The 20,769-nt window shown below is 66.3% G+C and carries 14 protein-coding genes and 1 pseudogene; 5 read left to right on the top strand and 10 right to left on the bottom strand.

Going from position 1 to position 20,769, the window contains the following annotated elements; translation table 11 throughout:
• The first annotated feature begins 163 nt into the window (after window positions 1–163).
• From upp to G6O54_RS13760, 4 genes are all read left to right on the top strand, one after another.
• Entirely contained in the window at window positions 164–790 is a 627-nt protein-coding gene (upp, locus tag G6O54_RS13775; protein WP_165226220.1) for a uracil phosphoribosyltransferase, read from the top strand.
• Window positions 791–999: 209 nt separating this feature from the next.
• Complete coding sequence (locus tag G6O54_RS13770; RefSeq protein WP_165226219.1) at window positions 1,000–2,307, top strand: thymidine phosphorylase; 1,308 nt, start codon at window positions 1,000–1,002, stop codon at window positions 2,305–2,307.
• 25 nt (window positions 2,308–2,332) lie between these two features.
• A complete protein-coding gene (locus G6O54_RS13765) occupies window positions 2,333–3,766 on the top strand; it encodes a NupC/NupG family nucleoside CNT transporter (protein ID WP_205678778.1) in 1,434 nt (477 codons plus the stop codon).
• The gene (locus G6O54_RS13760) at window positions 3,763–4,653 is read left to right on the top strand and encodes a purine-nucleoside phosphorylase (protein WP_165226218.1); all 891 of its coding nucleotides are present in this window, start codon (window positions 3,763–3,765) and stop codon (window positions 4,651–4,653) included. The genes G6O54_RS13765 and G6O54_RS13760 overlap by 4 nt, the downstream gene beginning before the upstream one ends.
• Before the next feature lie 11 nt (window positions 4,654–4,664).
• Here G6O54_RS13760 and G6O54_RS13755 read toward each other — a convergent pair whose 3' ends face one another.
• From G6O54_RS13755 to G6O54_RS13710, 10 genes are all read right to left on the bottom strand, one after another.
• Complete coding sequence (locus tag G6O54_RS13755) at window positions 4,665–5,351, bottom strand: HAD family hydrolase (RefSeq protein ID WP_165226217.1); 687 nt, start codon at window positions 5,349–5,351, stop codon at window positions 4,665–4,667.
• A 65-nt stretch (window positions 5,352–5,416) separates the two neighbouring features.
• Window positions 5,417–6,829 carry a protein kinase domain-containing protein gene (locus tag G6O54_RS13750; protein WP_165226216.1) on the bottom strand — a complete coding sequence of 471 codons (1,413 nt, stop codon included), beginning with the start codon at window positions 6,827–6,829 and terminating at the stop codon, window positions 5,417–5,419.
• Window positions 6,830–6,983: 154 nt separating this feature from the next.
• Window positions 6,984–7,592 (bottom strand): DUF2239 family protein, encoded by a 609-nt coding sequence (locus G6O54_RS13745; RefSeq protein WP_165226215.1) that lies wholly within the window; start codon window positions 7,590–7,592, stop codon window positions 6,984–6,986.
• Window positions 7,593–8,097: 505 nt separating this feature from the next.
• Window positions 8,098–9,060 carry a hypothetical protein gene (locus G6O54_RS13740; RefSeq protein ID WP_165226214.1) on the bottom strand — a complete coding sequence of 321 codons (963 nt, stop codon included), beginning with the start codon at window positions 9,058–9,060 and terminating at the stop codon, window positions 8,098–8,100.
• 23 nt (window positions 9,061–9,083) lie between these two features.
• On the bottom strand, window positions 9,084–9,992 hold the full coding sequence (locus tag G6O54_RS13735) for an ABC transporter ATP-binding protein (protein ID WP_165226213.1): 909 nt from the start codon (window positions 9,990–9,992) through the stop codon (window positions 9,084–9,086).
• Window positions 9,989–11,098: an ABC transporter permease gene (locus G6O54_RS13730; RefSeq protein WP_165226212.1), complete on the bottom strand. Its 1,110-nt coding sequence runs from the start codon at window positions 11,096–11,098 to the stop codon at window positions 9,989–9,991. Before G6O54_RS13730 ends, G6O54_RS13735 begins: the two co-directional genes overlap by 4 nt.
• 129 nt (window positions 11,099–11,227) lie before the next feature.
• Window positions 11,228–13,003: a phosphate ABC transporter substrate-binding/OmpA family protein gene (locus tag G6O54_RS13725; RefSeq protein ID WP_165226211.1), complete on the bottom strand. Its 1,776-nt coding sequence runs from the start codon at window positions 13,001–13,003 to the stop codon at window positions 11,228–11,230.
• A gap of 1,010 nt (window positions 13,004–14,013) precedes the next feature.
• Entirely contained in the window at window positions 14,014–14,751 is a 738-nt protein-coding gene (locus G6O54_RS13720; protein ID WP_165226210.1) for a PspA/IM30 family protein, read from the bottom strand.
• Window positions 14,752–15,093: 342 nt separating this feature from the next.
• On the bottom strand, window positions 15,094–18,981 hold the full coding sequence (locus tag G6O54_RS13715; RefSeq protein WP_165226209.1) for a bifunctional serine/threonine-protein kinase/formylglycine-generating enzyme family protein: 3,888 nt from the start codon (window positions 18,979–18,981) through the stop codon (window positions 15,094–15,096).
• 242 nt (window positions 18,982–19,223) lie between these two features.
• Entirely contained in the window at window positions 19,224–19,805 is a 582-nt protein-coding gene (locus G6O54_RS13710) for an ECF-type sigma factor (protein ID WP_165226199.1), read from the bottom strand.
• 575 nt (window positions 19,806–20,380) lie between these two features.
• Between G6O54_RS13710 and G6O54_RS13705 the strand changes: the two are divergent.
• Window positions 20,381–20,769, top strand: a pseudogene (locus G6O54_RS13705) (hypothetical protein); the annotation flags it as partial.

The following is a 20,769-nucleotide window of genomic DNA, read 5'->3' as shown; positions in this document are numbered from 1 at the left end:
AGGGATGCCGGGTCGGAGGGGCCATGAATCGCAGGCCATTCTCCGGTAGGATGTACGCCGCGTCATTCGCCGCGATGGTCCGACCTGGTCCTCCCGCCCGGCCGGTACCGACGAAGCCGTATCGCCGCCTCGATACCCTCCAGCCCGTCCGTGGGAGGACCGCATGCCCCAGGTCTTCTGTTCCACCCATCCGATCGTCCAGCACAAGGTCGCCAGGCTTCGTGACACTCAGACCGCCCCGCCGGAATTCCGAAGGCTGGTCCGCTCGCTCGCCATGCTCCTGGCCCACGAGGCCACCGCCGACCTGCCGACCAAGGATGGGCAGGTGCAGACCCCGCTGGGCACGGCGCCGACGCGGACGCTCCGGGACGTGGTCGGCATCGTGCCCGTGCTGCGGGCCGGGCTGGGCATGACCGAGGGGATCCTCGAGCTGATCCCCGAGGCCGAGGTCTGGCACATCGGCCTCTTCCGCGACGAGGCCACCCTGCGGCCGACCGAGTACTACAACAAGTTCCCCCGCAAGCCGCGGATCACCCTCGGCCTGGTCGTCGACCCGATGCTCGCCACCGGCGGCTCGGCGGTCCGGACCTGCGAGATCCTCAGGGACGCCGGGGTGCCCCGGCTCAAGCTGATCTCGCTGATCGCCGCCCCGGAAGGCATCGCGAAGATGGCCGAGGCCATGCCGGAGGTCGCCATCCACGTCGCCGCGGTCGACGAACGGCTCAACGACGTCGGCTTCATCCACCCCGGACTCGGCGATGCCGGCGATCGGCAGTTCGCGACCACGTGAGCCACGGATGAAAGAACGAAGAGGAATTTAGCCACAGATGAACACAGATGGACACAGATAATGCAGGAGATGGGGAAAGGTAAGGTTGAGAGCGAGGCGATCGGGCAGGCTGTCGGGGGCATGTTACCTGACCTCCCTGAATGATCGGTGTGAATCTGTGTTTATAAGTGGCCAGATTCGTTTTGTGGCCTTTCTACCCGGGGGCACTCATGAGGGCGGTTGACATCATTCGGGCGAAGCGGGACGGGGGGACGCTCTCGGCGGAGCAGATCGAGTGGATGGTCGGCGGGATCGCGCGGGGGGACGTGGCGGATTATCAGTGGTCGGCGCTGCTGATGGCGATCCTGCTCAAGGGGATGTCGGGCGAGGAGACCTCGGCGCTGACGATGGCGATGATGCGGTCGGGATCGATCGTCGACCTGTCCATGTTCCCGGGCCTGAAGGTGGACAAGCACAGCACCGGGGGCGTCGGCGACAAGACGTCGCTGATCCTGGCGCCGATCGCCGCGGCGGCGGGGGTGCCGGTGCCGATGGTCTCGGGGCGGGGGCTCGGGCATACCGGCGGGACGCTCGACAAGCTCGAGTCGATCCCGGGGTTCCGCACCGACCTGGACCTGGACGGCTACCGACGGGTGCTCCGCGAGTGCGGGCTCGTCATGATCGGCCAGACGGCGGAGATCGCCCCGGCGGACAAGTACCTGTACGGGATGCGGGACGCGACCGCGACCGTGGAATCGATCCCGCTGATCGCCGCCTCGATCATGTCCAAGAAGCTGGCGGAGGGGATCGACGGCCTGGTGCTGGACGTGAAGACGGGCAACGGGGCCTTCATGGCAAAGCTCGAGGACGCCCGGGCGCTGGCCGAGGCCATGTGCGGCATCGGCCGGAGCATGGGCAAGCGGATCACCGCCCTGATCACACGGATGGAGCAGCCGCTCGGCCTCATGGTGGGGAACTCCCTCGAGGTCATCGAGAGCGTGGAGTGCCTCAATGGCGGGGGGCCGAAGGACCTGATGGACCTCAGCCTCGAGCTGGCGGCGGAGATGGTCCTCCTGGGAGGCAAGGCGAAGTCGCTCGAGGAGGCCCGGACCACCTGCCGGCGGGTCGTTGACTCCGGCGAGGCGCTCGAGCGCTTCCGCCGGCTCGTCGCGGCCCAGGGGGGCGATCCGACGAGCCTCGACGATTTCTCGAGGCTGCCGACGGCCCGGAGCAGGGAGGACGTGGTATCGCCCGAGTCGGGCTATGTCCAGCGGCTGGCGGCCTGGCCGATCGGCCATGCGACGATGCTCCTGGGGGCGGGGCGGACCCGCATGGATCAGGGGGTCGACCACGCCGTCGGGCTTTGCCTGCAAGCGAAGGAAGGGGACTTCGTGAAGTCCGGTGAACCGCTCTGCACGCTCCACTACAACGACGCGACCCGGCTGACGGAGGCCGTCGCGGCGGTCCGATCGGCCTTTCAGATCGGGCCGGAGCCCCTCTCTCCGGCCGACGTGATCATCGATCGCCTGGCGGACTGACTCGACCACTGTGAAGGGCTCCCGAATGCGGTGGATCTGGCCGATCGCGTTTCTGTTGATACCCCTCGCGACCGTCGCCTCGGCCCAGGAGGCGAAAGGGCCCCCGCCGGCCGATCTCCCCGCGGCGCATCCGCAGCCCGAGGCCGGGCCGGCCAAGGTAGAGCCCGGTCCGGTGGAGGTCCGTCGGGGATACAAGCTCCAACTGGGCGGCTGGAGCGCTCGATTCTCGCTGCCGGAGTCGATCGACCTGGTCGACCTGGTCGATCGGGCGCGGGGCTTCGTGGGGATGCTCGCGATCCTGGGCGTGGCCGTCTTCCTCTCCGAGAACCGACGGGCGATCTCGGGCCGGATCGTCTTCTGGGGGCTGATCCTCCAGTGGACCTTCGCCATTTTCGTCCTTCGCGTGCCGGCCGGGATCCAGGCGATGCGTGCGGCCGGGGGCACCGTGGAGTCGGTCCTGGGGTGCGCGCTCGAGGGGGCCAAGTTCGTCTTCGGCGACGCACTCGTAAATCCGGGAGGGCCGGGCGGCTTCGTCTTCGCGTTCCGGGTCTTGCCCACGGTCATCTTCGTCGCCGCGCTGTTCGCGGCCCTCTACTACCTGCACGTGATGCAGTGGATCGTCCGGCTCTTCGCGGTGGTGATGGCGTGGTTCATGGGGACCTCCGGGGCCGAGTCGCTGAACGTGGCGGCGTCGCTCTTCCTGGGTCAGACCGAGGCCCCGCTGACGATCCGGCCCTACCTGCCGCGGCTGACGCGGTCCGAGCTGCTGACGGTGATGACGTCCGGCATGGCCCACGTTTCCGGCGGGATCATGGCGGTCTATTTCGGCTACGGGGTGGAGCCGCGGCACATCATCACGGCCGTGATCATGACGGCCCCCGGGACGATCCTGCTCTCCAAGCTCTTCCTGCCGGAGACGCAGAAGCCCGAGACGCTCGGCCACACGCGGCCGTCGTCGGAGGTCGAGGACGCGAACGTCCTGGACGCCATCTCGCGCGGGACCCGCGACGGGCTCACGCTGGCCCTGAACATCGCGGCCATGCTGATCGCCATCCTCGGGCTGATCGCGCTCATCAACCTCGGCCTGGGCCAGGTCGGGACCTCGCTCCAGAAGATCCTGGGCTGGCTGCTGGCGCCGGTGGCCTACCTGCTGGGCGTCCCCTGGGAGGACTGCCGCGAGGTCGGCGGCCTGCTCGGCACGCGGACCGTGCTCAACGAGGTGATCGCGTTCAAGGACCTCGGGGCCCTCAAGGCGACGATCTTGCCGCGATCGTTCGACATCGCGAGCTTCGCCCTCTGCGGGTTCGCGAACTTCAGCTCGATCGGCATCCAGCTCGGCGGGATCGGGGCGCTGGTCCCGGAGCGGAGGCGGGACCTCGCGGAGCTCGGCTGGCGGGCCCTGCTGGCGGGGACGATGGCGAACTTCCTTTCGGCGTGCATCGCGGGGATCCTCTTATGAGTGAATCGATCGGAGACCTCGCCGCCCGGGCGGCCGAGTCCGCGTCCTTCATCCGCAAGGCGATCCCGGCCCTGCCGACGGTGGCGCTCGTGCTGGGCTCGGGGATGAACGAGCTGGCGGAGGGCCTGCCCGACGCGGTGACGATCCCGTACGCCGAGATCCCAAACTTCCCCGTGCCGACCGTGGCCGGTCACGCGGGGAACCTGATCGTCGGGCGCACGTCCGGGGCCGGTCTGATCCTGCTCCAGGGGCGGTTCCACTACTACGAGGGCCATCCGCTCGAGGTGGTGACGTTCCCGATGCGGGTCTTGAAACTCCTCGGGGTGAAGACCGTGATCCTGACGGCGGCGACGGGTGGCATCCGGGCGGACCTTCGCCCGGGGAACATCGTCTGCCTGTCGGATCACCTCAACCTGATCGGCAGCAACCCCCTCCGCGGTCCAAATGACGCCAGCTTCGGGCCGAGGTTCCCGGACATGACCGAGGTCTACTCCAAGAAGCTGCGGGCCGTGGCCCGGGAGGAGGGGAAGCGGCTGGGGATCAACGTCATCCCGGGGGTCTATGCGTGCCTGCCGGGTCCCAGCTACGAGACCCCGGCCGAGATCCGGATGCTCCAGACCCTGGGCGCGGACGTCGTCGGGATGTCGACCGTGCCGGAGGCGATCGTGGCCCGGCACGGCGGGATGGACGTCCTGGCCTTCGCCCTGGTGACCAATGCCGCGGCCGGCGTCGGCGTCGCGCCGATCAGCCACAAGGACGTGCTCGAGGCCGGGAAGAAGGCCACCCCTCTGCTGGGCAAACTTCTCCGCCGGGTCGTGCTCCGGGTCTCGGATCCGGGCGGGACCGGACTCACGGCGGAGATGTCGACACTCGGCGGGGATGTCTGAGGCGTGCTGCCTCAGGCGAGCCCGCGAGCCTTCAGCCGATCGATCAACGCGGGGACGTCGTAGCCGCGGAACGTCTCGATGACCTCGTCGGCACCCGCCTCGCGGAGCGGGCCGGCCGGGTGGGTGTTGGTGATGCCGACGGCGTACATCCCCGCGGCCTTCGCGGCGCGGATGCCGACCGGGGCATCCTCGAAGACGACCGCCCGCCCCGGCTCGACGCCGGCCCGGGATGCGGCCACCAGGAAGACCTGCGGGTCGGGCTTGCCCCGGGTGATGTCCTCGAGGCCCGCCATCGCCGCGAACCGGCCCTCCAGCCCGCATTCGCGGGCGGTCAGCTCGAGGTTGCCGCGGACGCCGCTGGAGCCGATCGCGAGCCGAACGCCGGCCGCCGTGAGGCCGTCCAGCAGGTCTCGGACCCCGTCGATCAGGGTGATGTTGCCGGTCGCCAGCTCGCGGTAGCAGGCCTCCTTGCCGTCGGTGTGGCGGGCGATCTCGGCATCCTCGAGGCCGTCGCCCATCAGCTTCCTCAGGAGTGAAGGATTGGTCATGCCGAAGGTCTCGAGGACGAACTCACGGGTGACCGGCAGGCCGGTCCGACGGCCGTGCTCGACCCAGGCGTCCTGATGCAGCTCCAGGCTGTCCACGAGGACCCCGTCATGGTCGAAGATGGCGAGGAATGGGGGATTCTCGGCGGGCAAGGCACTACCTCTCGTCGTGGGGACGCGTTGCGCGGGGGGAAAGAACGGGATGGCCGGGAGGGACGTCAGATCGCCTCGCTGAGCGTGCTGATGTCATCGGTGAGGCGCCGCATCGTCATGGTCCGCCGCCCGGGCTCGCGTTCGAGCATGGGGCGGATCAGGGAACGGAACGGCTCGGGGACCTCGGCGCTCATCGCCTCGGGATCGACGGTCCGGATCCGGTCCAGGATCTGGAGCAAGTTGGGCGCGGAGAAAGCGACCTTGCCGGTGGCGAGCTCGTAGAGGACGACGCCGAGGGAGAAGACGTCGCTGGCGAAGGAGGACGCCTCGCCGCGGGTCTGTTCCGGGGCCAGGTAGCGCGGGGTCCCGAAGACCCCGTCCGCGGTGTCCGCCAGGCCGAGGATCGGCGTCTCCCGGGACTCGATCGGCCCGGGGCTCCGCAGTCGCCGGGCCAGGCCGAAGTCGAGGATCTTCACGAGCCCGTCCTCGGTGATCATCACGTTGTCCGGCTTCAGGTCGCCGTGGACGATCCCGGACTCGTGCGCGGCGGCCATCCCCGCGGCGAGCTGGCGCGAGATCTCGATGAGGCCGTCCGTCGGCATCGGTCCGTTCCGGGGCAAGTTGGAGAGCGGCCGGCCGGTCACGTACTCCATGGCGATGATCGGCACGCCCGCCGTGTCATCGACCGCGTAGATCGTGCAGACGTTGGGGTGATTGAGCGCCGCGGCGGCCCTGGCCTCCGCGAGCGCGGCGCCCGGGGTGACGGGGCAATCGGGCTTGAACACCTTGAGCGCGACGGGGCGGTCCAGTTGGAGGTCGCGGGCGCGAAAGACCCGCGCGAACGTGCCCGAGCCGATCTCCATCTCGACGAGGTAGTGCGAGAAGAAATGCCCGGTCTTGAGCGCGCCCAACGGGTCGAGGACGGGACTGTCGACCATCCAGTCCTCGCGACAGAGTCCCCCCGACTGGAGGGCATGCAGCACCCTGAGGACCTCCTGGCTCCGCCGCCCGACGCTCAGCGAGTGGACCACCTGGTACTGGGTCAGGCCGTCGGGGTCGATGAGGAAGGTGCCGCGGACCGGGATGCTCTGGCTGGCCTGGAAGACGTGATAGCGCGCCGAGACCACGCCGTCGGTGTCGCTCGCCAGGGGGAAATTCAGGCCGCCGAGCCCTCCCTTCGAGATGGGAGTGGCGATCCACCGCTCGTGCGATTCCAGCGAATCGCACGACACGCCCAGGACCTCGCAGCCCATCGCCTGGAACTCGTCGAATCGCTGGGAGATGCCGATCAGCTCCGTGGGGCAGATGAGCGAGAAGTCGCGGGGATAGAAGAGGAGCAGGAGCCATCGGCCCCGGTAGTCCTCCAGCCGGACGCGCCGCCGCGACGGGTCGGGGAAGCGCGTGCAGGCGAGGTCGAACCCCGGGGCCGGATTGCCTATGAACGTGGATTCCATCGGGTCGATCGGTCCGGATACCAAGGGCCCCGCTCGCCGCGGTGCGGCCGCGACGATGGGCCGGCCTGCGGCCGAGCTTGCTGCCCGTGCCACGGACGATTCTAGCCGATGAGACAACCGGCGAGGAACGCCCGCGAACTCCAGTCGGCCCGGACCATTCGTCCGGGCCGGCACCGCCTCACGCCTGGTCCACGCGCCCGCTCAGCTCCCGGAGATACGCGTACAGATCCGGCGGCCAGTCCCGAATCAGCTCATCGAGCCGGTCCGGCTCGTCGCGGAAGAGGGCCCGGGTCGCTTCCTCGTACCCGGCCAGGTTCCCGGCCAGGGCCGTCATCACGCGATAGGCCCGCTCCCGCGCCGCCCGGCTCCGGTCCGCGTCGGCACTCAGCTTCCTCGCCTGCTCGACGAGCCGGCGCAACGCGACCGACGCGCCGCCAGGTTGGTCGCTCAGCCACTCCCAGTGCCTCGGGAGCAAGGTCACCTCCCTGGCGACCACCCCCAGCCGCGGACGACCGGGCCGGCGGGCGAGGTCTCCCTCTTGGGCGGTGGTCTCCGCGGCCTCCGGCAACGTGGTTGTCTCCTCATAGCGGGCGGCGACCTGCTCCGCCGTCCCTCCGAGGTCCAGGTCCACCTGGACCGCCGTCGCGTCGTCGAAGACCAGGATCGGCGCCCGATCCGGCCGGTCATATCGGCCCTTCACCACGCCGGCCACGTGTCGCAGGTCGCCACGGGCAATCCGTGTCGTCCCCTCGAAGGCCGTGAAGGCGCGAACGTCGTTCTGATTCATCTCGAGTCCCTCCGGGTTACCCTTCTATTTTACCCGGATAATATTCGGCCGTCAATATTGCCCGGGTGAAATTATGGGCTCGCTTCGACCGTTTTGAGTGGTCGAAACGCGAAAATATGGCGGGTCGCGGAAATACCAGTCCACCTTTGGGCCTGGATGTCCTAATTTGCGAGTAGAAGCGGGGTCGAATGGAACGCGGCGTGCGGCAATAGAGCAGCAGATGGTGATCATCCTCGCTGACCACCAGGAAGGGGGAGGATTGTGACATCCTTGGCGGAATTGATGGAATCAAGAGTTCGCAAGGCCGCACGTGGTTGCATTCGAGATCTGATTGTTCGGGAGGATGGTGGCCGGATCTTGCTTCAGGGCCAAGCACGGACGCAGTATGCCAGGCAGCTTGCCCTTTGCGAGGCGCTCCAGTTCGTCTCGGGGGAGCAGCTCAAGGCCGAGATCACCGTGGACGACTGAATCGGGAATCGCCGAGGGCAGCCTCGGGCGTGGTGTGTCAGTAGTATCGAATTCCGTCGTCGGTCTGTCTCGCCCGGGGGCGGGGGGGAGGTGGCTCGGCGGACGGAGGAGTCTCCGGGATCGCCTGGCCGCGAGGGACGATCGCGGGGGCCATGTCATCGAGCGGATCGAGGCCGGTGGCAAACTGGAGATCGTTCATCGCCTGCTCGGTCTGCACCAGGCTGGCGGCGACCTGATCCACCTGGCCGGTGACGAAGCTCGAGTCTTTCCGGTTGATCGCCATCTCGGTGATCGACTGGATCTTGTTCTCCAGGCGGCCGATCTCCGCATCCACGAGGTCGTAGTTCTCCTTCGCCTTCTCCAGGTTCTGCAGCCGGGCGCGGCAGGTTTCCAGGTTGTCCTGGAGGGTCTTGAGGATGTTCTGCCGCGACTCGGGGATCACCGCGTCCGGTCCGGGTTTCCAGGAGCCGGCGATCCGGTCCTCCAGCTTCTTGATCTCGCCCCGGATCTGGGCCTCGCTGGTGCTCTCCAGGAACCGCTCGAGCATGGTCTGGGTGTAGAGCAGCCTGAGGTAGATCCAGAGCAGGCGGTCGAGGCCGGAGAGCTGAAGGTCCTCGAACGGTTCGTTGGTGGAGAGTCCCGTCGGGTCGTCGGTCTCCTGCATCTGGCGGGCGAGCTGCCGCAGGGTGGCACAGCGGTCGCGGAGGGCCTCGAACCGGCGGAGCTGACGCGACGGGAGCGACTTCCGGATCCGGTCGAAGGCCTCGCCGACGACCTCGGAGTCCGACTTGCGGTTGGCCTGATGCTCCTGGACGTCGACCATCCGCTGGAACTTGGGGTGGGTGCCGACCACGCCGACGTAGGCCGCCTCGCCGGCGAGGACCAGCGGGATGTACACGTCGGGCTGGCCGGAGAGGGCGGCGAAGCCCATCCCGCCCAGGAAGACCAGCAGGTTCCAGTGGTTGAGGAACGCCTTCTTGAGGTACTTGCCCAGGCCCACGGGGATCGTGTTCCTTTCACCGATCAGGTGCCGGCCCGCTGGCTCTCCTCGAGCTGGCTGATCAGGTCGCGGAGGTAATAGACCGTCTCCTGGAACCGAGTTTGACGCTGCATCTCCTTGGACGGGCGATCCGACGGCTCCACCTTCAGTTCCCTGAGGATTGTACCCGGTGAGTTGCTCACCACGTAGATTCGATCGCTCAGGAAGACGGCCTCCTCGATCGAGTGGGTGACGAAGAAGACCGTCGCCTGCGTCCGCCGCCAGAGGTCGATGAGCAGGTCCTGCATGTTCATCCGCGTCATCGGATCGAGCGCACCGAAGGGCTCATCCATGAGGATGATCCGGGGCCTGAGGATCAGGGTCTGGGCGATCGCCACCCGCTGCCGCATCCCGCCGGAGAGCTCGTGCGGGTACTTGTACTGGTCCTTCGCGACGCTCAGGCCGACGTTCGCGATCCACTCCCGCGCCACCTCGTAGCGGACCCTGCGGGGCACGCCCTGGCACTCCAGGCCGAAGGCGACGTTGTCCAGGACGTTGCGATGATCGAAGCTGGTGTAGTCCTGGAAGACCATCCCCCGGTCCGGACCGGGCCGCTCGACCGGCCGGCCGAAGACCAGGACGTCCCCCCGTGTCGCCGGGAACTGGGGCCGAAGTCCCGCGATGAGCCGGAGGATCGTGCTCTTGCCGCAGCCGCTGGGCCCGAGGATGCCGATGAACTCCCCCTTGTCGATCAGGTCCTGGACCACGAAGGTCACGTCGCGGATCGCCGTGAATTCGTTCGCACCCCCCGGGTTGTACGTCTTGGTCACGGACCGGAACTCGACCACGTGCGGCAGCGACACCTCGTCGGGCGTCTCGACGTGGCCGAGCACCTCGCCAACCCCGACCTTCCTGTCCGGCGGCACTCCGGCTCCCGGCTCGGATTGACTCATGGACCCTCCCCGTCGGCTGGTCCGCTCGCGGACGGTCGGGGCGGGCCCGCCAGCTCCGCCGCCACGGCCGGGGGCAGGGGCCTCCGCCACAGGAAGCCCTTCAGGTCCTCACAGCCGTGCATGACCGCCCGGACCAGCGAGTGGAGCAGGCCCGCGCCTCCGTAGCGGTACGGGAAGAGCTCGCTCTGGATCCAGAGCAGCGCCCGGTCGATCGCCAGGGCCACCACGGGGATGATCAGGAGGACGAGCACGACGTGCTCGCGAGGCCCGCGCCTCTGCGACGTGTTGATGATGTCGCCCAGGCCCCCCGACTCGCCGCCGAACTTCACCACCTCGGCCAGCATGATGTAGCCGAAGGCCAGCGAGAAGAGGAGCCTCAGCGAGTTGAAGACGCTCGGCAGGGCCAGCGGCACCAGCACCTTCATGATCGTCTGCCACCGCCCCGCCCCCAACGTGTAGGCCGAGTCGACATACGACTCGCGGACCTCCCGGATGGCCCGGGCGGTGTCGGACACGATGAACGCCACGCAGGCGATGAAGATGAACATCGTCTTCTGGAGCTCGCCGATCCCGAAGAGCGAGAAGGTCAGCGGGATCAGCGCCGCGACCGGGATGTTCCGGCCGAAGAGCGTGATCGGCATGAAGAAGGCGTCGACCCGCGTGAAGCAGCCGCAGAGGATCCCCAGCGGCACCCCGACCAGGGTGGCCAGCCCGAACCCCGAGGCGACTCGCCGCAGGCTCGTCAGCAGGTTTCGCGTCAGCCCCCGGTCGAACCAGAGGCTGTGGAAGGTGGCGAACGTCTCGGACGGGCTGCTCAGGCCGGAGGAGGGCGATAGGATCCGCTCCTCCGGCTCGCCCCGGGTCACGAACCACCAGAGGCCGAAGCACGCCCCGATTCCGAGCAGGCCCATCAGGAACACCTGCCACCGCGGGGCGGATTCGCGGAGGCCGAGCCTGAGCCGGCCCAGGAGCGATCGGCGCGGGACTGGCGGAACCGCCGGCGCGGCCATCGGCTCGTCGACGGGAGGGGTCGCCTCCAGCTTCAGGTCGGACTCGCGCCTGGGGCTGGACGGCTCACTTGCGCCCGCCGTTTCGTTCTGATCCATCCAGCTTCACCAGGAACGGGGAGGGCGGAATTCGATCCCCTCCCCTCCGTGGTGGAGGGGTCGGGAATGGCCCGCCGGGTGTCAAGGACACGTCCACGGCGCTCGGATTTCAATCCATCCGGAACACCCTCACGCCGCCTTCTCGGCCGTGAGGACCTTCACCTCGACCCGGCGATTCTTGCTGTGGCTGTCCGGGTCGCTGGGATCGGCCGGGCGGTCCCAGCCCACGCCGTCCACGTTGAAGCGGTTCGGGTCCAGGCTCGGATACTTCTGAAGGAGGGCCTCCTTGATCGCGTTGGCCCGGTTCAGGGACAGCTCCTTCACCAGGGAGGGCGGGACCTGCCCGCGCATCGAGGCGTCGGTATGGCCCTCGATCACGATCCGGGCTGCGCCGAACTGGCCGGCGAGCTGGGCGATCTCCTCAAGGACGTTGCCGACGTTGGGGTCGTACATCTCCTCGACGGCCTTGCCGTCCACGGTCCGCTGCACCTTCTTGAACGGGTCCCAGCTATTGGGGAAGAAGTGGAGGACGACGGTGTTGGTCAGGATCTCGTCCCCCTCGGCCCGCACGGATTGCAGGTCCTTGGCCGGGGCCTGGGTGCCATACTCCGCCTTCTGGGAGGCGAACTTCTCTTCCTTGCCCAGCTTCTGGATGATTGAGAAGTCCATCACCTGGTCGAAGGGGACCGGCTGATGCTGGATCGACCCGATCCGCCGGTAGAGGTAATAGGCTCGCTGCCAGATCCGCTCGAAGTTCGTCGGGTTGTTCTGGTTGAGGAGGAACTGGAAGTTCTCCGCCCAGTTGGTGCTGTGGGCGTCCCCTAACATCCCCAGGGCGTCCTTGGCCGGGATGTTGTAGCCGGCGGCCATGAGGCCGGAGACCTTCTGGCGGGCCCCCTCGCTCTTGAGCTCCTCCATCGCGCCGAAGATCCCGCGGGTGATCGCCTCCAGGATCGGCTCGTGGTCGCGGGCGAAGTCCGCCCGGGCGAACCAGATGTCGGCGATCAGGTGATTGGCCTCCTTGGTCGTGACCAGCAGGCGGTTCCCCTTCACGCCCGAGAGGTTGTAGATGTCCGGCGCCCACGAGACGCAGGCGGCGATGTCCTTCTGATTGTTGAAGGCCGCGGCGGCCTGGAAGGCGTCGTCGGTGTAGATCATCTGGACCTCGGACGGCTGGACGCCGCCGGAGACCAGCATGTTGAGCGCGAAGTACTGCGACGGCGAGTTCTGGGCCATCACCATCTTCTTGCCGCGGAGGTCGGCCACGGTCTTGATGTTCTCCCGGACGACGATGCCGTCGCCGCCGTTGGAGAAATCCACCTGCTGGTAGATCCGCGGCATGATCGTGGAGTCCTTCGGCTTCCCCTGGGAGTCGACGAATCCTTCGAGGAAGAGCGGGACCATGTCGAGCGTGCCCCAGCCGATGTGGACCTCGCCCGAGGCATACGCGTCGCGCATCGCGACCGGGTTGTCGATCAGGACCAGGTCCACCTTGAAGGGCTTGCCGTCGGCGGTCTTCCACTCCTTGCCCGCCTTGAAGCCCTCGTTGGCGAGCACGATCGGGGCCCAGCCCGCCCAGACGTTGAGCGCGAACCGGACCGTGTTGTTGTTCTGGTCGAGCGGCTTGTACTTGCCGGTCCCCTTGACGGGGGGGAGCTTCTCGGCCGGGACGAACTTGTACTCCTTGACCGTGGTCGGGCTGGTGGAGTCGGTCGACTCGGCCACCTGCTCCAGGCCCTTGGGATCGATCGGCGGGCCGCCCCCCCCGCCGTTCTTCGGCTCGTCCTGCGGCTGGACCGGCCTGGGCGCGACCACGTCCTTGCGATAGACGGCGAACGCGATCAGGCCCAGCACCACCGCGGCCAGGGCCACGTAGAAGGCGGGTTTCGGCTGTCCGGCGGCCATTGTCGAGGTTCCTCTCTGGCGATTCATCGGCGACTTGGGCTCCGGGCGGCACTTGGCCTGACCCGGGCGCGGTCCTTCAGGGTAACCCTCGCTGCAAGACCATGCAACTCAGGGCTTCCGGTAGTCCTCACCCGTGTGTTCGCCGAGATTGGCCGGATGTTCGAAGCGATCGACGTCGGCCGTCTCTTCGCGTCGCTTGACCCCACGAGCGGCCCGGGATCGGACGTCCAGGCCGTCCATCGGAACACGACTTTCCGATGGCCGGCGGATGACCGTGGTGGCCGATCACGAGGAGAGATCCCGCCCGTCGAATCGGCCCGGCCCTCGGCCACGGCGGTCGAGCCGGTCCGACGCGATCAACGCGTCCTCCTTGACTGCATCGGATCGGCCTGGCCCGTGTGCCATGGAGCCCACGTGCCATGACGGTCCACCTCACCCCTCCGGGCTGCCCGTGCCACCCTTCGATCCGGGCGGATGCGTCCTGCGGGGAATTGGCTTCGATCGTCGCGGTGGTGTCACCTGGATATTGACGCAAGTCGTTACGGGGTAATCGCGTAGATTCGTTTCTTGATTTGGGTTTGCCCCCTCGAATCCGATCAAGATGAACCCCGATGCTTGCTCCCGGGGACCGCCGACGCACCGTCGCGGGATCGAGTCGTCTCAGGCCGCGCGTCCGCGAGAGACCTCTGCCCGGGACTCGCGATGCTCCGAACCCGGCGCGCACCCTCGTCCGATCGCGATGGTCTCCTATCTAGAGAGTGCGCCATGTACCGCGATTCTTGACCGCGTTGGCCGGGACTTCTGAAAGATTGTTCTCGCTGAAATTCGCGAAATCACGGCTGGCGGAACTCGAGCCCGATCCAGGGTTCCGACGTGCCGGGTGCCTGGAACACGTCAAGGTGCCCATGACCGACGAACAGGAACCTACCATCCGCGGGTCTCCATCTCGCAGGGGGAGTCGGCATGAGGGCAAGGGGTCGGCCTGGCCGTCGCGTCCTTCGACAATCCCGCTAATCGACCTGGGATAACCGTCCGCGGGAGGGCTGGGCGAGGCTTCGCATGGACGGGTCGGATTCTCGGGCGACCTGCCCCTCGAACTCGCGGAGGGCGTCCTCGGCAAGCTGATCGTTCCCGGCGATCTCCTGGCGGATCTCTGCCACGCCCACGTTCGACAGGTCGGCGGCGACCTTCACCTTGGCCCGGTTGAGGTCGATCTTGTCCTGGATCTCCGACTCGAGCCGGCCGAAGTCGGTGGTCGCGTCGACATGGAACTCCTGGGCCAGTCTCGCCATCTCCGCCTCGGCGGCGCTCATCCGCAGCTCGGAGTCATAGCGGGCGATCTTGGTGCGGATCTCCGACAGTTTCTTCCCGGCCTGCTTGATCTTGAGGAGGTTGTTCTCGTAGGCCGTCTCGTGGAGCTGGAGCTGTCCCTGGTTGTCGGCGAGGTCTCTTCGCGCCCGCTGGAGTTCCAGCACGTAGCGGCCGGCCGTCTCGCGGTCGCCGGCATCGAGGCAGGTACGCACCGTGGCGTCCAGGCGCTCCACGTTGGCGACGTTGCGGGCGACCTGGCGGGCGACGCGTTCCACGAGCGCCCGGTAGTCGGCCAGGCCCTCGCGCCCTTCGCGGAGCTGGGCGACGGCCCGATCATATTCGAGCTGCATCACGGCGATCGGGTCCGGCTCCCAGAAGGAGCCTGCAAGCTTGTGGAGCTGAGCCCGGAACGCACGCCAGAGTTTGCCCAGGATCATCGCGAGGTTCGTCCTGCGTCGGTGGTTGGTGCCCATCCCCACAAGCGTGACATCGTACCAGCAGCCGACCAGAAACGACGTGGCCCGTCACGTCCCCAGGTTGGAGCGTGCTCTATCAAAGAGAAGAGTTCGAGTCTTTCCGATCCGGAAGCGTGACGGTCGGCTGAAAACCCCGGGAGCCTTTGCTGGACAGCATGTTTGAATTATGGGTGCATTGATGTGCTCGGCGTCCAAATCGTACTTGGGTGTCACTTTTCGACATTTGGAGCTTATGCCTGGTCTCGCTCCGACCAAATCAATAGGCCGTTACGCTTTCAGCTCGGAATTGAGTGAAGATGCGGTTCAAAGCGGCCTCACCGTACGCGCCAGTCGGACGCCGGTTTCCTGATCGCCATAGGATGCCCTGTTCCAGCTCCGATGCGCCGAGCCGAGGCCGGACACAGGCATGTTGAACCATCCGCCGCGGAGACTCCGTTTGCCTTTCGATGTCAGAGGTTCCGTCTTCTCGGAATCGACCACGGTTGCCTCGCACGATCCCGTGCAATAGGGCTTGACCGGGTCGAGGCACCATTCGTGCGCGTTCCCGAGAAGATCGAAGAGCCCCATGTCATTGGGTTTGAGCAATCCCACCGGCTGGGTGGAATTGTAACTCCGGCCGATCATGCACCAGGCGTAGCGTTCGAGCAGCGCGTCGGAGTCGAGACTGCCCCGACCGTAGGGGCGGTGGGTCACGGATCCGCCGCGGCACGCATATTCCCATTCGGCCTCCGTTGGCATTCGGTAGCCAGTCCGCCGCAGGTAGTCCGGGGCAAGCTGGATCTCGCCTGAAGGGGTCTCGATGAAGCACCATTGATCCCTGGGGATTCCGCAACGTGCACTCAGCCAGTTGCAGAAGTATGCGACGTCATAAAAGCTAAGTCCCAGGGCGGGGCTGTCGGGCTCGCGGCCGAACGGCGTTGCCGCTGCTGTCCGGTTGGAACGCCCCGAGGCCGATGGATCGTCGAGATAGCACTGAAAGACCGCCACGGTGAGTTCCGTCGTCGCGATCGCGAAGTCGCGGTTGATTTGAACGCGATGGGAGAGGGCGAAGCCGGGAGCTTCCAGTTCTTGGTTCGTCTCTCCCATGAGAAAGGTCACCGGACCCCGAACGATCGTGAATTCCTGACCCTCCCTGTTTACAAACCAGAGGCGGCCGTCGCCAGGAGTCGATTCGCCTCGCGGTCGCTTGGCGTCGCGGGCCGCGAGTTCCTCGCCCAGCCCCCAACGCCGCGCGAGCCACCGGGCCGAGGCCCGCAGCCCCGGATCCGCCGCCCCGCAAGCCAGCGTCAGGACCTCCTCGACGAACGCATCTTGTCCCGTCGGCTGATCGCCATTCCCGATGGCCTGCAGCAATGCGCCTCGGACGGAATCGTCGGTTGAGCCGCGGAACTCCCGGATGAGCGTTTCGCAGTCCCCTTCCAGCGTCCGAAGCATCTCGATCAACCAGGACCGCTCCGTGGGGTCCGGACCGGACCGAAGCAGGCTCCGTAACGGCCCGGGGTCTCCGAGCTGATGGAGGGCGATCGCCGCCCTGACCCGCGGTTTCGCCGGATAATCATGAAAACGCGCGAGGTGAAGAGAGGCCCACACCGAAACGGTGGAGATCGCCCCCTCCTTGTCTGTAGTGGACTGAACGGATAGTGGCCACGCGCCCGCCGCGGCAAGCGTTCGCGCCTCCTCTCGGTGAGAGGCTGGATCTGAGGCGTCGAGGAATGTCGTCCGATAAGTCGAGGGCTCCTGCCAGGTGGCGAGATAGCGATCCGGCTCCCCCGAGTGATCCGCAGGGAGCCGGCAGACATCTGTCTGGGCCAGGAGATGGCCCTCCCTTTCGCGGATGGTTGCCAACGGCCCGCAAGTTAATGGAAAGCGGTCGTACCAATCGTCCCGTTCCTGCCGAATCGCGCCCACCTCGACGCGCCCGTCCGGTCGCTTGAGGGACTGTAGCAGCGCAAACCGGCGAAGGGGGGGCTTCATGATTTCGTCGTCGTGACGCGCCTGCTCCAGGCTCAGGCCGACCTCCAGCCGCCCGGACTCTCCGACGGAAGGTGAGGAGACCCAGTCCTGAAAGCTCCGGGCATGCAATCGAGCCGCAAGCCGTATCTCGGAGTCGCAGCGGACCCAGAGGACGGAGTAAGAAGAATGACTCGGATCCGGTCCCGGACAAACGGCGACGTCACCACATCCGAATCCCTGACTTGCCATCTCGCGATCCCGAGAACGAGCCTGGTCCGTGCTCAGGTCGCGTTCCAGGCGCCAGTCGAAACCATCTCGATTCCAGATGGCGGCGATGAGGGGCTCTCCCCTTGCTCCCACGACTGGCCGGACCCGAGCTGGCCGAAACCCCGTGGGCCGGAGCGTCTCCGAGACGCGCAGGAACGTCGCCAGGGGCATGGTCTGGCACCAAAGGGAATGAGGGAGCACCAGGCCCTGAGCGTCGTCGATCGCCTGCAAGTCCGCCGCGCTCGGTTCCGTCCAGCGCGGATTTCGGTAGGGATCCAGCTCAAGCGAGCCATGCTTGAGAAAGACGGCCGAGAGATGTTTGCGCGACGCCTCGGGCGTTTTCTTGAGAAGCTTGAGATAGGCGGGAAAGTCTCGGTTCGATGCGAACGTGATCGCCCATGCGAGGACGTCCGGACGATCGCTCGCGTAATCCAGGAGCAACGCACCGGCCCCGTGAAGCTCTTCGGGGAACGTCTCGACGACCTCCTTGTCTTCGCAGAAGAAGAGCGGCTCGAGCAGCTCCGCTCGCAAGGGACGAAGCAGCCAGCGGAGGTTGTCGGGTGCATCCACGCCATCCGAGTTGGACCCGACGAGCGATCGAGCAAGATTCCACCGATACCGCGCGTCCGCTCTCAGCTCGCTCCGGGCCAGTTCCGTCCGCGACGGATCCAGCCGTGCAAGGGCCAGCGCCAGCTTGCGTCTCCTGGCCTGATCGCCGACCTGAATGAGTCGATGAGCCACCAGCCCAGAGGCGAGATCCGGAGTCTTCGCCAGGCTGCCGGTGAACGCCGCAACCTGGGCCAGAGGGGTCTCCTGGAGCCGATCGATTTCCGCCTCCACGAGCGATCGCTCCAGCCGAGAGCGTTGCACCTGGAAGATGCCAAGGAGTAGCAAGAGCGACATCATGGTCGCTACGACAGTCGACTTGATTCGATGCCGCTTCGCCCAGCGCGCCAGTTGTTCCCACGGCGGGGACGGACAGGCCCGCACGGGTTCGCCCTCGAGCCACCTGTCGAGGTCGTCCTCGAGTTCCGCCACCGTCCCGTAACGTTCTTCACGGCGAGTGGCCATGGCCTTGCGACAGATCGCGTCCAGTGCCCTCGGGATCCCGTGGTGGACCTGGCGAGGCGAGGGGACACGCCCCTGGAATACCCTTTCCAGAGTCTGATTCGCGTCTTCGCCCGTGGCGAGAGGAGCTCGGCCCGTGAGCAGTTGATGGAGCGTCGCTCCCAGGCTGTAAACGTCGCAGGGAGGGTAGCCGGCGTCCGGGTCGCCACGGAGCTGCTCCGGACTGGCGTACGGCAACGTCCCCTGAGCGGATCCGATCGAGGTGGCCTCTCCCCGATCCCTCACCAGGGACACGATACGAACATCGGCCCCCGGCGCCGTAGGCCCTTCGGCACTGAAGGGCTTGGCCAGGCCCCAATCGATGACGAGCGTCTCTCCGAAATCCCCGAGCAAGATGTTGTCGGGCTTCAGGTCGCGGTGGACCACTCCCACGCCGTGCACGTAAGACATGGTCTGGCAGACCGCCTGGAGCCGCCGGAGCAGGCGATGGAGATCCGCTCGTCTCCCGCGTCCTCCCCAGGACCAGACCTCGCCAGCGTGAAGCTCGCGGATCGCTTGCCTGAGCGTGACGCCGCGGACCATTCGGGTCACGTAGTAAGGCTCGCCGCCTGGGCCGTGACCCAGGGCGTAGATCGGGACCACGCCGGGATGCTCGAGATAGCCCGTCAGCCGGGCCTCGAATTCAAATCGCTTGCGAATCTCAAGATCGTCCTTCAGCTCGTCGCGAATCTCCTTGAGAGCAACGATTCGTCCCAACCGCTCGTCGTCGGCGAGGTACACGACCCCCTGGCCGCCCTTGCGATACCTCTCGATCACCAGAAACCGGGAGGTGTTCTCATAGGTTTCCTGAACCTGCCCATCGGTCCCGTCGGCGTCTTGCTTGTTGTAGACCTGATCGACCACCGACGCCCACTTCGAAAAACGATCGCGTTGCTTCGCTCTCTCTGCAGGGCTTCTCGATCGGTTCTGGGACAATTCAATGGCCAGCAACTCCCGGAGTAGCGGTCCACGTTCCGGCTCGAGGACCTTCTCGAGGTAGTCCTCGATGCATGGCTGGAGTCCCGCTCGCCGCTCGGCTTCGTACTCGTCGCAAAGCCGGTCTCTCTCAAGGGCTCGACGAAAATGAGAGCCCGTTTCGCTGGAACTCATCCCAACTGTCCCGACCAACGTTCGCGAATCAGCGTGAGCTTGCGCTTGACCGTCGCAACGGAGCAATAAAGTCGATCAGCAATTTCAAGATGCGTGTACCCCTCGAGTCGCCAGATCGCGATCAGCCGGAGCTGGTCATTCGGGAGAAATTCGAGGAGATCCTTCATGAACAACTCGCTGAGCGCGATACCCTCGGGATAGCCGGGATCGAAAAGCTCAGCCAACGCAATCCCGTCCACGTTCTTCCGGCCGCCGCCACGCTTCCCGCGATGCGCGGCGCATCGATACTCCTGCATCTTTCGAAACAAGAGCCGCATGAGCAGTCGGGCGAACTCATCGCGACGAGATACGCCCTCATACCGGCCATTGCCCAGCTTCCGGCACGCCACGTGGAATGCACTCAGGGCGACATCCTCGGCATCGAACCCCTCGGCATTGTATCTCTTCTGCAACTCCGACCGGGCGATGCGTACTAGATGGCCGTAGTAGCGATCCCACAACAACTTGACCGATTCCGGATCGCCGTTCCGCATCTCCCCGATCCACCGCGTCACGTCACCTTCGACACGCAGGCTCATCTCCCCACGCTCCAGGGAACTCGACAACATGAGCTGATGCCCCGACACTCGCCCTCGAGATATCGGCCGTCCCCTCGGTCGTCTTACCGAAGAACAACAGCATCATCAGGCTATCACGATCACGCCATGATTTCACGCTTCAAGTCGAGATTGATGCATGATCGCCACAGTCTTGATCTGGTGGGCTGCCGTGCGAACGTCTTAATCCATTGTGAATGAATATCTTATGGCTCATCGGCGGCGCCTTCCGAGAGAATCCGCAAAGGTCGATGAGCTACTCCGAACCCGATTCATCCTCTTGGTAATGAAAGCGCGTCGACGTACGCCGCATTCACGCATTGCTGTGCCTGCCTTCCGGACAAGCTTGTTTGCCGGCCGTCGATGACGATCTCCCGCACTTGGCAGCGACATTGATACGTGCCTTTCGCGGTCAGGAGTTCTCCATCATGCTTCGCCTCGTGAACCGACATCGCACCCGTCCTCATTGCCTTGATCTTCGTGAACGAGCGTCGCGAGGTCGTTCCTCAATTCGCTGGCGGGTGCGTCCCCGCTTCGATGATCTGGAAGCGCGGACGGTGCTTTCTGCCGTTGCCTGGACCGGGCTGGGCGACGCCAGTTCCTGGCTCGACCCCAACAACTGGAGCGGACAGGCCGTACCGGGGACGGCGGACGACGTGATGATCGGCTCGTCCGCCACGGTCCATCTCAGCACGGGCACGGCCGCGATCAACTCGCTGGTCAGTTCGGGATACCTGACAGTCTCCGGCGGCACCCTGACCACCGCCGGCAACTTGACCTTCACCGGCGGATCGCTGAACTACCTGGGCGGCTCCATCGCCAGCAGCGCCACCCTCTACTCCACCGCTCTCGACCTCGAGCCCGGCTCCGGCTCCGCCGACTTCGTCATGCGCGGCGGAAATACCCTTACCGGATCCATCCAGACCGGGCAGACCGTCTGGGTGCA

The sequence above is a fragment of the Aquisphaera insulae genome (assembly GCF_011064615.1).
GTDB classification, from domain to species: Bacteria; Planctomycetota; Planctomycetia; order Isosphaerales; family Isosphaeraceae; genus Aquisphaera; species Aquisphaera insulae.
The sequence above is the reverse complement of the archived record's forward strand: the minus strand, read 5'-3'. Positions and strand labels throughout refer to the sequence as shown.